The 12,054-nt window shown below is 68.3% G+C and carries 10 protein-coding genes; 2 read left to right on the forward strand and 8 right to left on the reverse strand.

All coding sequences use genetic code 11. From position 1 onward, the window contains the following. Window positions 1-110: 110 nt before the first annotated feature. The 3 genes from AB0J91_RS14680 to ctaD all read right to left on the reverse strand — a co-directional run bounded on the left by AB0J91_RS14680 (window position 111) and on the right by ctaD (window position 4,363). A complete protein-coding gene (locus AB0J91_RS14680; protein WP_363868348.1) occupies window positions 111-968 on the reverse strand; it encodes an aminoacyl-tRNA hydrolase in 858 nt (285 codons plus the stop codon). Between the two features lie 39 nt (window positions 969-1,007). Continuing rightward, window positions 1,008-2,234, reverse strand: coding sequence for a phosphoserine phosphatase SerB (serB, locus tag AB0J91_RS14685; protein ID WP_363868351.1), 1,227 nt, complete (start codon window positions 2,232-2,234; stop codon window positions 1,008-1,010). A 338-nt stretch (window positions 2,235-2,572) separates the two neighbouring features. Further along, window positions 2,573-4,363: a cytochrome c oxidase subunit I gene (gene ctaD / locus AB0J91_RS14690; protein ID WP_363789674.1), complete on the reverse strand. Its 1,791-nt coding sequence runs from the start codon at window positions 4,361-4,363 to the stop codon at window positions 2,573-2,575. A gap of 367 nt (window positions 4,364-4,730) precedes the next feature. Here ctaD and AB0J91_RS14695 point away from each other — a divergent pair, with 367 nt between their 5' ends. Further along, the gene (locus tag AB0J91_RS14695; RefSeq protein ID WP_363868354.1) at window positions 4,731-5,261 is read left to right on the forward strand and encodes a DUF305 domain-containing protein; all 531 of its coding nucleotides are present in this window, start codon (window positions 4,731-4,733) and stop codon (window positions 5,259-5,261) included. Window positions 5,262-5,405: 144 nt separating this feature from the next. Next, complete coding sequence (locus AB0J91_RS14700) at window positions 5,406-6,278, forward strand: SDR family oxidoreductase (RefSeq protein WP_363789672.1); 873 nt, start codon at window positions 5,406-5,408, stop codon at window positions 6,276-6,278. Window positions 6,279-6,549: 271 nt separating this feature from the next. Here the strand turns inward: AB0J91_RS14700 and AB0J91_RS14705 are convergent, their stop codons facing one another. From AB0J91_RS14705 to AB0J91_RS14725, 5 genes are all read right to left on the reverse strand, one after another. Further along, window positions 6,550-7,212, reverse strand: a complete 663-nt coding sequence (locus tag AB0J91_RS14705; RefSeq protein ID WP_363868357.1) for a VanZ family protein — start codon at window positions 7,210-7,212, stop codon at window positions 6,550-6,552. Between the two features lie 877 nt (window positions 7,213-8,089). Further along, on the reverse strand, window positions 8,090-8,833 hold the full coding sequence (locus AB0J91_RS14710) for a succinate dehydrogenase/fumarate reductase iron-sulfur subunit (RefSeq protein WP_363868360.1): 744 nt from the start codon (window positions 8,831-8,833) through the stop codon (window positions 8,090-8,092). Beyond that, on the reverse strand, window positions 8,833-10,746 hold the full coding sequence (locus AB0J91_RS14715; protein ID WP_363868484.1) for a fumarate reductase/succinate dehydrogenase flavoprotein subunit: 1,914 nt from the start codon (window positions 10,744-10,746) through the stop codon (window positions 8,833-8,835). Before AB0J91_RS14715 ends, AB0J91_RS14710 begins: the two co-directional genes overlap by 1 nt. Window positions 10,747-10,753: 7 nt before the next feature. After that, window positions 10,754-11,554 (reverse strand): hypothetical protein, encoded by an 801-nt coding sequence (locus tag AB0J91_RS14720; RefSeq protein WP_363868364.1) that lies wholly within the window; start codon window positions 11,552-11,554, stop codon window positions 10,754-10,756. Between the two features lie 195 nt (window positions 11,555-11,749). Next, complete coding sequence (locus tag AB0J91_RS14725) at window positions 11,750-12,037, reverse strand: hypothetical protein (RefSeq protein WP_363868367.1); 288 nt, start codon at window positions 12,035-12,037, stop codon at window positions 11,750-11,752. Window positions 12,038-12,054 lie beyond the last annotated feature (17 nt).

Below are 12,054 nucleotides of genomic sequence, written 5' to 3' on the forward strand. Positions count from 1 at the left end.
CCGAGGTGGGGATTCGAATTTCGCGCGAAATTCGAATCCGAACTTTGCCACTCGAACTTCGCGCGAAATTCGAATCCCCCAAGCGGGCGCGCCTTGCAAGCGTGCTCTGCTCAGAAGCGGTCTTCTCGACCGAGGAGGTCGATGCTCCGCTGTCCTGGAGGAAGTTCGACGGTGGGCTGCACCCGAGCCAACGGCCACTGGGCGAGGACGGTGACGGTGCCGGGGTCGACTTCGGTGAAGCCCGCGTCTCTGACCATGGCGACTCGGGATTTGCGCCAGGCCGTTTCGGGGTCGTCCCCGGGGTGCAGGTCCGCCCAGGTTTCCGGGGACGCCTGGCGGACCGCGCACGGGTAGCCGTCGGCCGCCCAGGACTCCAGGTCGGCGTCGAGTCCTTCGCCGTGCAGCTGCGCTGCGAGGATCATCGTGGCGTGCCCGACCTGAGCTGCGGATTTGCCCGCGCTCATGGGGACGTCGGGGTTGAGCCACAGGACCGGGGCGCCGGCCCGGACCGGTCCCGGTTCGTCGGGTTCGAGTTCGCTGCCCGAGATCTGCAGGCGGCTGAGTTCCTTGGGCATGTCCGCGACCCGCATCGGCAGCAGCGCGCGGACCTCGGCGCCACCGACCTCGACGGTGATGCCGGGCAGCGCCTGCACCGCCTCCCAGTGCGCGCCCCGGGCGCGGCGGGTGACCTTGCGGATGCGGCCGGAGATCCAGCCGTGCATCGCCTCGTGCCACTCCCCCTCCGGCGCGCAGCGCTCGTCGAGGCAGACGGCGAGCGCCGCCGCGGCGGCCGCCTCCAGCAGCGCCGTGCGGGCCGGGGGTTCGCGGCGCTCGATGCGCAGCACCATCGGCATCAGCACGACGTCATCGGGATCCTCGTCCGAGGTGTCGGCGGTGGCCTCACCCGGTAGCGCGAGCCACTGGGCGTAGCGGGAGAGGAGCGGGTCGAGCACGGATAGCGGCAACACGATCTGCTCAACTCCCGCCACGCCGCAGGTGTTCCGGAATCACTGGTCGAGTGGCACCCGTCGCAGGACGCCGTCCTCGGCGTCGGCGGACTCGATCTCGGCGCGCGTCACGCCCAGCACGAACAGGACCGTGTCCAGGAACGGGTAGGACAGCGCGGTGTCGGCGACCTCGCGCAGCGCCGGCTTGGCGTTGAACGCCACGCCGAGCCCGGCGGCGGTGAGCATGTCGATGTCGTTGGCGCCGTCACCGACGGCCACGCACTGCGCGGCGGGAACGCCGAAGGACTCGGCGAACTGGCGGAGCGCCTTGGCCTTGCCCGGCCGGTCGACGATCTCGCCGATGACCTTGCCGGTGAGCTTGCCGTCGACGACCTCCAGCTCGTTGGCCGCGCTGAAGTCCATCCCCAGCTCGTCCACCAGCTGGTCGATGATCTGCGTGAACCCGCCGGAGACGACTCCGGTGTGGAAGCCGAGCCTGCGCAGCGTGCGGATCGTGGTCCGCGCACCGGGGGTGAGCTCCAGCTCGGCGGCCACCTCGTCGAGCACGGTGGCGGGCAGCCCCTCCAGGACCGCGACCCGCTGGCGCAGCGACTCGGCGAAGTCCAGGTCACCGCGCATGGCGCGCTCGGTGACCTCGCGGACCTGGTCCTCGCAGCCGGCGCGTCGGGCCAGCATCTCGATGACCTCGCCCTGGATCAGCGTGGAGTCGACGTCGAAGACCACAAGCCGCTTGGCGCGGCGGGACAGACCGGTGCGCTCGACGGCGAGGTCGACGCCGGTGCTGGCCGCTAACGCGGCCATCGCCTCGGTGAGCTCGGCGTCGTCCTCCGCGTTCGGGGCCGTGACCTGCAGTTCGAGCCCGGTCACCGGGTAGTCGGCGACGCGGCGGATGGAGTCGATGTTGACGTTGATCTCCGCCAGCGCCCGGGACACGTCGCTGAAGTTGCGGGCGGTCACCGGCTGCCCGAGCACGACGACGGCGTGCGTGGAGCCGAGCTTGGCCGCGTCGATGTCCTCCGCGCCGATCTCGACGTCGACGACCATGCCGACCGTCGCCATCGCCTGTTCGACGGCCTCCTGCAGCCTCTCCGGGTCGATCTCGGTGGACACGAGCACGCCCAGCACGAGGCGGCCGCGGATCACCACCTGTTCCACGTCGACGATGTCCACGCCGTGGCGTGTCAGGGCGGCGAAGAGCACGGACGTGACACCGGGCTTGTCCTTGCCGGTAACGGTGATCAGCACGGTGGTCGCATGAGAGCTCACGACTGCGGTTGTTCCTCTCTAACCGAGAAAGGTGGACGTGGTGTCGTACCAGGAGGCGGCGCTGGCCGCTGCTTCAAGTGCGGGACTCAGCCCGCACCGCCGCGGGTTCTCAGACGTTCTCTGGGGAGGACGCCGCGACGCCGTGTATTGGCATACATCAGGAGTGGCGCCCGGACCCAGAGGACGTCTGAGGTCCCGCTACCCGCACCGCCAAGCAAACCTCCCCGCGACAACACCAAAAAACGCAACGAGCCCCGGCAGGCTTTTGGCCCGCCGGGGCTCGCCGTCGAGCTAGCCCTACCCTGGCACAACCGTGCCGTTCGGGGCTATCGACGAGGTCACTTCTCGGTGGTGTCGTCCCGGTCCGAGTCGTCCTTGGTCTTGGGCGGCTGAGTCAGGGTGGCGGTACCGCCAGCGCCTTCCTCGTGCTTGTGGGCCAAGGTCTTGCCGGTGAGGGACAGGTGAGCCTCGAGCCGCATCCGCTCGGAGATGTGCGGGTAGTGCAGCTCGAACGCCGGACGCTCGGAGCGGATCCGCGGCAGCTCCTTGAAGTTGTGCCGCGGCGGCGGGCAGGAGGTCGCCCACTCCAGCGAGTTGCCGTAGCCCCACGGGTCGTCGACCTCGGCGACCTCGCCGTACCGGTAGCTCTTGAAGATGTTGTACAGGAACGGGAGCATCGAGGCGCCCAGGATGAACGCGCCGATCGTGGAGATCGTGTTCAGCGCGGTGAAGCCGTCGGACTCCAGGTAGTCGGCGTACCGGCGCGGCATGCCCTCGTTGCCCAGCCAGTGCTGGACCAGGAACGTGCCGTGGAAGCCGATGAAGGTCAACCAGAAGTGCAGCTTGCCGAGCCGCTCGTCCATCATCCGGCCCGTCATCTTCGGGAACCAGAAGTAGATGCCGGCGAAGGTGGCGAACACGATCGTGCCGTAGAGCACGTAGTGGAAGTGCGCGACCACGAAGTAGGTGTCCGACACGTGGAAGTCGACCGGCGGCATGGCCAGCAGGACACCGGTGAGACCACCGAAGAGGAAGGTGACCAGGAAGCCGACGCTGAAGATCATCGGCGTCTCGAAGGTCATCTGCCCCTTCCACATGGTGCCGATCCAGTTGAAGAACTTCACACCGGTCGGGACCGCGATCAGGAACGTGGTGAACGCGAAGAACGGCAGCAGCACGGCGCCGGTGGCGTACATGTGGTGCGCCCACACGACGACCGACAGCGCGGCGATGCCCAGGGTCGCGTAGACCAGACCCGAGTAGCCGAACAGCGGCTTGCGGCTGAACACCGGGAAGATCTCCGAGACGATGCCGAAGAACGGCAGCGCGACGATGTAGACCTCGGGGTGGCCGAAGAACCAGAACAGGTGCTGCCACAGGATGACGCCGCCGTTGGCCGGGTCGAAGACGTGGGCGCCCAGGTGGCGGTCGGCCATGAGACCGAACAGCGCGGCGGTCAGGATCGGGAACGCCATCAGGATCAGCACGCTGGTGACCATGATGTTCCAGGTGAAGATCGGCATCCGGAACATCGTCATGCCCGGTGCGCGCAGGCAGACCACGGTGGTCAGCATGTTGACCGCACCGAGGATCGTGCCCAGACCGGAGACGGCCAGACCGGCGATCCACATGTCCGCGCCGTGTCCCGGCGAGTGCAGCGCGTCCGACAGCGGGGTGTAGGCGAACCAACCGAAGTCGGCCGCACCACCCGGCAGCAGGAAGCCGCTGACGACCATCAGGCCGCCGAACAGGTAGAGCCAGTAACCGAACGCGTTCAGCCGCGGGAACGCGACGTCCGGCGAGCCGATCTGCAGCGGAAGGATGTAGTTCGCGAAGCCGAACAGGATCGGGGTCGCGTACAGCAGCAGCATGATCGTGCCGTGCATGGTGAACAGCTGGTTGTACTGCTCCTGCGACAGGAACTGAAGTCCCGGAACGGCCAACTCACCGCGGATCAGCATCGCCATCAGGCCGCCGACCAGGAAGAACGCGATCGAGGTGACCAGGTAGAGGATGCCGATCTGCTTGTGGTCCGTGGTGCGGAACATCCGCGCCAGGAACGACCCCTTAACCGTTTTGCGCACCGGATAGGGGCGCGTGGCGATCGGCTGTGGCGCGACGGCCGTCACGGTGCCTCCTGCACTCCCTTTGAAGCCTTCTCGGACCCGGACGGATCCGCCCCGACCCGGGTTGGGTCGGTGACCGCATGCGCGGCCCGGCAGGAGCCCTGCCGGGGAGCCGGTCGCAATGCCGCCGACTGCGGATACTAGTCCCGGGGTCCGGCCGGAGTTCGGCCGGGCCGTAGCCACCCTATTCATCGCGCCCTCGATCGTCACCCGCGGTGAGATCCATCAGACACACGGCGACCAGGACGACGTCGGGCGAACCGCCCACGAGGCGGACAGATAACCTACGTGGCAACAGGTCCGGCAGCCCGCCTGCGTTCGCACTGGGCAGCCCTGGGACGACGTCCACCAGATCCTGGAGGGGAAGCACGTGCGGAAGAGCACGATCATCGGCGCTGTGCTGGTCGGCGGTATCGCACTCGCGGGCTGCACACCGGCCGAGTACGACAGCAACCAGCCGCCGGCCCCGGGCACCCCGCCCGCCGACGCGCCGAAGATGGCCGGTCATGCTTCGACCGGCGAGCACGGCGCGAGCGGCCCGGCCGCTCAGCTGCTGAGCAACCGCCAGCAGGTGCTGGCGCTGGCGGAGCTCGGCGTCACCAAGGCGACGAGCCCGCAGGCCAAGGAGGTCGCGGCGGAGCTCCAGCGCTCGGCGACCGAGCAGATCGCTGAACTCGGGCAGCACGCGGGCTCCGGGCACACCGAGTCCGCCGACGCCTCGCTGTCCGCGCTGAGCGGCCCGGCCTTCGACGCGCAGTGGAAGCAGAAGGCGCTGGCCCTGGTCAACGAGGCCGCGACGCTGGCCAAGTCGGCCCAGAACGACGCAGAGCTCAAGGAGCTCGCCACCGAGCTCGTGACCGAGCAGCAGGAGATCACCGCGAAGCTCAACGCGCTGGCCTGATCCTCCGCCTCGATCCAGGAAGGGCACCCGCGATCCGTCGCGGGTGCCTTTTTCTTCGTTCTTCCCGCCACAACCTACCGGAAGTAAGCTACTGCAAGTAAGCTACTGCGGAGTAGATAAGCGGGCTGACTCGAGGGAGAGCAGATGCCGAACGTGTCCGGCAAGGTCGTCCTGATCACGGGAGGCGCCAGGGGTATCGGCGCCGAGACCGCGCGCGAGCTCGCCAAACGCGGCGCCAAGCTCGCCCTGGTCGGCCTGGAGCCCGAGGAACTGGCCAAGGTCACCGCCGAGCTCGGCGAGGGCCACTTCTGGGCCGAGGCGGACGTCACGGACCCCGACTCGCTGCAGGCCGCCGTCAACGCCGCGACCGCGAAGTTCGGCCGCATCGACGCCGCCATCGCCAACGCGGGCATCGCCCCGCTGGGCAGCGTCCGGGAGAGCGACCCGCGCGGCTTCCTCAAGACCATGGACGTCAACGTCAACGGCGTGTTCCACACCGCCCGCGCGGTGATGCCGGAGCTGGCCGCGAGCAAGGGCTACCTGCTGGTGGTGTCCTCCCTGTCGGCGTTCGCCCCGATCGGCGGCATGGCCGCCTACACCGCGAGCAAGGCCGCGTCCGAGGCGTTCGCGTCGGCGCTGCGCATGGAGGTGCTGCACCTGGGCGTGTCGGTGGGCTCGGCGCACCCGTCGTGGATCGACACCGACCTGGTGCGCGAAGTCGCAGGCGACCTCAAGACCTTCACCGAGATGCGCAAGCGCCTGCCGTGGCCGATGCGCGCGATCACCACCCCGGACGCGTGCGCGCGAGCCTTCGCCAACGCCATCGAGCGCCGCAAGCGCCGCGTCTACGTCCCGCGCGGCGTCATGCTCATGCACTGGCTGCGCAACCTGCCGGGTTCGGCGCTGGTGGAGCTGTTCATGCGGCGGCAGCTGATCAAGCTCATCCCGCAGCTGGAGCAGGAGGTTCGCGACCTCGGGCGGTACATGAGCGAACGGAACCAGAAGCTCAACGCCTAGTGGTTTCCGTGGTCGTTTCGCTGGTCGGTGCGGGTAGCGGAACCTGACACGCCTTCTGGACTCCGTGCGCCACTCCTGATGCATGCCAATGCACGGCGTCGCGGCGTACTCGCCAGAAGACGTGTCAGAACCCGCGGCGGTGCGAGTTGCGAGGGTGGTTCTTCACGCCTCGCGGCTGGGCCGCTTGCACAGGATCGCTCCTGCCAGCGTGCCCGCGTGCCCGCTGGGCCGGTGGCCGGGAGCGCGACGGGAGAAGTCCCGGCTACCGGGGTCAGCGGGTGCGTTGCAGCGGGCGCCGCTGCTGCGGCGGACCGACCAGGCTGGGCGGCTGGCGGAAGGGGTCCCGGCCCGCGAGCGCCGGGCGCTTGCTGAACACCGGCTGCTGCGGCAGGACCGGACGCCTGCGCGGGAGGCTCTGGCGGCTCTGGGCCGCCGCCTGGCGGCACTGCCGCTCGTGCTCTATGCGGGCGATGAGCAGCCAGACCGTCGGATCGCTGTCGCCGGTGGGCCGGTGCTGCGGCCGGCTCGTGGGGCTGATCCAGTACGGCAGCCGCACCAGCATGCCGCCGAGCACGGCACCGACGGTGTTGCAGACGATGTCATCGGTGGAGCAGACGCGGCCGCTGATCGCGACGAACTGGATCGCCTCGATCGAGGACGAGCACAGCAGGCCGCCGAACGCGATCTTGGCCAGGTTGTCGAACCACGGAACCCGTTGCGGCACCAGCACGCTCAGCGGCAGCAGCAGCACGAGGTTGCCGGCCAGCTGGAGCCACGGCTGCGAGTCGCCGGGTGCGGCGGCCAGCGCCTCCGAGACGTCGTTGCCGATGTCGGGCCGGAAGGGCTCCAGGGTCGGCACCTGAGGCGTGAAGACCAGGTACCCCACGACCAGCACCGAGTAGGCCAGGGCGCCGTCGATCAACGGCTGCCGCATCACGAACGGCTCGGTTGAATAGCCGCGAAGCAATCCTGATCCGAATCCGACGGCGACCGCGATCAAGAGCAGTGTCGTCACCACCGGAACGAATCCGTCGAATGCCACGAGAATCTGCTGCACGTCCGCCGCACTTCCTCTGGCAGCCAGCGCCAGAACCACGAGGAACTCGGTAAATCCGCAACGGATCTCCCGAATGCCTGGAAACCGTTGGGAATTGTCATTTCCAGCGGTCGGCGTTGACCGAAATCTTCTGGGGGTCTGCATCGGCCGGTGGCGGCCGGACGCCGCCTCGGGGTTTCGCGACGTCCGGCCGCCGGCCCCTGTCACCGAGCCGGCGACAGGGCGGGGATTCGCGAGGTGGGAGGCCATTCGGCGGAGTTCTGGGCCCTCGTCGGGGTACGGGTCCCATCCGCTGTCCGGCCGACCTCGACGCGGTCCCCGCGACTGGTCGGTTGATGTCCATCTGAATCGACTCCGTTCGCAATGGAACGTAACCGGCGAGGCCCGTTGAAAGGCAGCCATGGCAAGAACACGCCATAGCGCTCAAGGCTCTCCACAATGGACGCGAATCGGCGGGAGAAACCGCCGCGAACTGCGATTCTCCGGAGGCAGAGCGAGATATTCGCGTGATCCGCCCGAAAATTCACAGCTTTGCCACCGCGCGGGTATTCGTGAATTCCGCGTAACCGCACGTGAACACGATGACAAGTACCGTGAATAATGGGGAATCGCCGGGTGAACCCCCAGCCCCGTGCGAAAACCCGGACGGCGTTCGCCGACTCAACCTACACGGCCGGAACCTCCCGCGCAGCGACTCCCGCAGAACCGAAGCGGCCCACCGGTGTTCACCGGTGGGCCGCTTCGGAGCCGGAGATCAGTCCTTCTTCTTCCTGAAGAAGCGGAGGATCGGGTCGTAGCGGGTGTCGGCGACTCGTTCCTTCAGCGGGATGAGGGCGTTGTCGGTGATGTGGATGTTCTCCGGGCACACCTCGGAGCAGCACTTGGTGATGTTGCACATCCCGAGCCCGTGGTCTCCCCTGGCCTGCTCGGGTCGGTCGCGGGCCTCGTCGAGCGGGTGCATCTCCAGTTCAGCGACACGCAGCAGGAAGCGGGGACCGGAGAACGCCTCCTTGTTGTCCTCGTGGTCGCGGATGACGTGGCAGGTGTCCTGGCAGAGGAAGCACTCGATGCACTTGCGGAACTCCTGCGAGCGCTGCACGTCGACCTGCTGCATCCGGTACTCACCGGGTTCGAGATCGGCGGGCGGCGTGAAGGCCGGAACCTCGCGGGCCTTGGTGTAGTTGTAGGACACGTCCGTGACCAGGTCCTTGATCAGCGGGAACGTTCGCATCGGGGTGATCGTGATGGTCTCGTCCTCGGTGAAGGTGGACATCCGGGTCATGCACAGCAGCCGCGGACGCCCGTTGATCTCCGCCGAGCACGAACCGCACTTGCCCGCCTTGCAGTTCCAGCGGACCGCCATGTCCGGGGCCTGGGTCGCCTGCAAGCGGTGGACGATGTCGAGGACGACCTCGCCCTCGTTGACCTCGACGGTGTAGTCCTGCAGCTCGCCGTCGGCGGCGCCGCGCCACACCCGGAAGTGCGCCTTGTACCCCATCACAGCTCCTTCGCCTGGACGTCCGAGAGCTCGTCCTCGGTGTAGTACTTGCGCAGTTCCTCCAGCTTGAACAGCTCCAGCAGGTCCGGCCGCATCGGGACCTGCGGCTGCTCGGTGACCTCGACGCCGTCTCCGGACTGCCGGCAGACCAGCAGCTTCTGGCGCCACCGGGCTTCCATCGCCGGGTGGTCGTCGCGGGTGTGGCCGCCCCGGCTCTCGGTGCGCAGCAGGGCCGCGCGGGCGACGCACTCGCTGACCAGCAGCATGTTGCGCAGGTCGATGGCCAGGTGCCAGCCGGGATTGAACTGCCGGTTGCCCTCCACCTCCAGGTGTTCGGCTCGCGCCACCAGCTCGCGCAGCCGGTCCAGCGCTTCGCGCATCTCCTCGCCCCGCCGGATGATGCCGACGAGGTCGTTCATCGCCTGCTGCAGCTCCGAGTGCAGCGCGTAGGGGTTCTCGCTGCGGCCGTCGGCGGGGTTGAACGGGTCGGCGGCGCGCACGGCCGCAGCGTCCACATCGGACTCGCTGATCGACGGCCGCGCCGAGAGCGCCCGCACGTACCCGGCGGCGCCCGCTCCCGCGCGGCGGCCGAAGACCAGCAGGTCCGACAACGAGTTGCCGCCCAGCCGGTTCGAACCGTGCATGCCGCCGGCGACCTCACCCGCGGCGAACAGGCCGGGCACCCGGGAAGCCGCGGTGTCGGGCTCGACCTCGACCCCGCCCATCACGTAGTGGCAGGTCGGTCCGACCTCCATGGACTCGGCGGTGATGTCCACATCGGCCAGTTCCTTGAACTGGTGGTGCATCGACGGCAGGCGCTTGGTGATGGTCTCGGCGGGCAACCGCGTTGCCACGTCGAGGAAGACGCCGCCGTGCTCGGAGCCACGGCCTTCCTTGACCTCGTTGTTGATGGCGCGCGCGACCTCGTCGCGCGGCAGCAGTTCGGGCGGTCTGCGGTTGTTGTCGGGGTCGTCGTACCAGCGGTCCGCCTCGGCCTCGCTGTCGGCGTAGTTGTCCTTGAACACCTCGGGGATGTAGTCGAACATGAACCGGCGGCCCTCGGAGTTGCGCAGCACACCGCCGTCACCGCGCACCGATTCGGTGACCAGGATTCCCTTCACGCTCGGAGGCCACACCATGCCGGTCGGGTGGAACTGCACGAACTCCATGTTGATCAACGACGCCCCGGCGCGCAGGGCCAGCGCGTGCCCGTCACCGGTGTACTCCCAGGAGTTCGAGGTGACCTTGAACGACTTGCCGATGCCGCCGGTGGCGAGGATGACCGCGGGCGCGTCGAAGAGCACGTACCGCCCGGACTCCCGCCAGTAGCCGAACGCCCCGGAGACAACGCCTGCGCCACCCGCACCCGAGGAGTCCTTGAGCAGCTCGGTGACCGTGCACTCCTGGAAGACCTTGATGCGCGCCTCGTAGTCGCCGAACTCCGCGTAATCCTCCTGCTGCAACGAGACGATCTTCTGCTGCAAGGTCCGGATCAGCTCCAGGCCGGTCCGGTCGCCGACGTGGGCGAGCCTCGGGTACTCGTGGCCGCCGAAGTTGCGCTGGCTGATCCGGCCGTCCGGGGTCCGGTCGAACAGCGCCCCGTAGGTCTCCAGCTCCCACACCCGCTGCGGCGCCTCGCGCGCGTGCAGCTCGGCCATCCGCCAGTTGTTCAGGAACTTCCCGCCGCGCATGGTGTCGCGGAAGTGCACCTGCCAGTCGTCGCGGGAGTTGACGTTGCCCATCGAGGCGGCGATGCCGCCCTCGGCCATCACCGTGTGCGCCTTGCCGAACAGGGACTTGCACACCACGGCGGTCCGCAGTCCCGCCGAACGCGTCTCGATCGCCGCGCGCAGACCCGCGCCACCGGCGCCGATCACGACCACGTCGTACTCGTGCCGTTCGATCTCCACAATCAGTCCTTCAGTTGAACAGTCTGGGATCGCTGATGACTCCGCCGGCCACCAACATCACGTACAGGTCGACCAGGGCCACCGAGGCCAGAGAGCACCAGGCCAGCAGCATGTGCTTGCCGTTGAGCCAGGTGATCTTGGTCCAGAGCCAGTAGCGCACCGGGTGCTTGGAGAAGTGGTTGAGGCGTCCGCCGATGAGGTGCCGGCAGGAGTGGCAGGACAGCGTGTAGGCCCACAGCAGCACCACGTTGACCACCATCAGCAGCGTGCCCAGCCCGGCTCCGACACCGCCGTCGGTGCCCTTGAAGGCGATCACGGTGTCGTAGGTGAGCACCGCCGCGACCAGCATCGCCGCGTAGAAGAAGTAGCGGTGCACGTTCTGCATGATCAGCGGGAACCGGGTCTCGCCGGTGTAGCGGCTGTGCGGCTCGCCGACCGCGCAGGCCGGGGGCGACGCCCAGAACGCCCGGTAGTACGCCTTGCGGTAGTAGTAGCAGGTCAACCGGAACCCGAGCACGAACGGCAGCACGAAGATCGGCGGCGGGATCAGCCATCCCAGGTCCGGGAACGGTTGGCCGAAGTGGCTGGACCCCGGCACGCAGGCCGCGGACAGGCACGGCGAGAAGAACGGCGCCAGGTAGTTGTGCTCCGGTACCCAGTACCACCGGTTCATGAACGTGCGGATCAGGCCGTAGACCACGAAGGCCATCAGGCCGAGGAAGGTCATCAGCGGTGGAAGCCACCAGCGGTCCGTGCGCAGCGTGCGCGCGCCGATGCGGGCCCGGCCTGTGGAGCTAGCGAGTGCGGACATTCGTCGACCTCGTTGTCAGGAGTCGTCCGACGTGCTCAGCATGAGGCCGCTCATTGTGGATCAGGTCGCACCACGCCAGGTAGTCCCCCAAAGGGCGCAACTTCGCCTGAGGAAGATGCGAGATCACCTTCCTCGGCGGTGCGGGCCGAGCCCCGCACCTGGATCGGCGGTCACCGCCGCATCCGATCGCTCGGATCAGTGCCGGAACTGGCCCCCGAGCCCCTCGTCGTCGGCGTCCTGCCACAGCGACGGGTCGTAGGGGGTGTCCGGAACGATCACCACGTCGCGGGCGTCCTCGCCGGTCCGCGGGGTGGGGACCACGGCTGACAGCTCGGCGGCGTCGATGTCGAGCCGCTCGATGTCGTTGTTGATCCGGCGCACCACCGCGGCGTCGCCGTAGCGCTGCCGCAGCGCTCCTGCGCTGGTCCGCAGCTGCGCCAGCACCCGTTGGAACTCGGCCAGTTCGGTCGTCGTCGGGGCCATCGCGAACACCTCTCGCG

Origin of the sequence: Saccharopolyspora sp. NPDC049357 (assembly GCF_040677225.1) — a bacterium.
Lineage (GTDB): Bacteria > Actinomycetota > Actinomycetes > Mycobacteriales > Pseudonocardiaceae > Saccharopolyspora.

Bases quoted from the DNA above. Each gene is read 5' to 3' on its own strand.
- AB0J91_RS14700 (WP_363789672.1), top strand. From the start codon at position 5,406: ATGCCGAACGTGTCCGGCAAGGTCGTCCTGATCACGGGAGGCGCCAGG.
- AB0J91_RS14705 (WP_363868357.1), bottom strand. From the start codon at position 7,212: ATGCGGCAGCCGTTGATCGACGGCGCCCTGGCCTACTCGGTGCTGGTC.
- AB0J91_RS14710 (WP_363868360.1), bottom strand. From the start codon at position 8,833: ATGGGGTACAAGGCGCACTTCCGGGTGTGGCGCGGCGCCGCCGACGGC.
- AB0J91_RS14720 (WP_363868364.1), bottom strand. From the start codon at position 11,554: ATGTCCGCACTCGCTAGCTCCACAGGCCGGGCCCGCATCGGCGCGCGC.
- AB0J91_RS14725 (WP_363868367.1), bottom strand. From the start codon at position 12,037: ATGGCCCCGACGACGACCGAACTGGCCGAGTTCCAACGGGTGCTGGCG.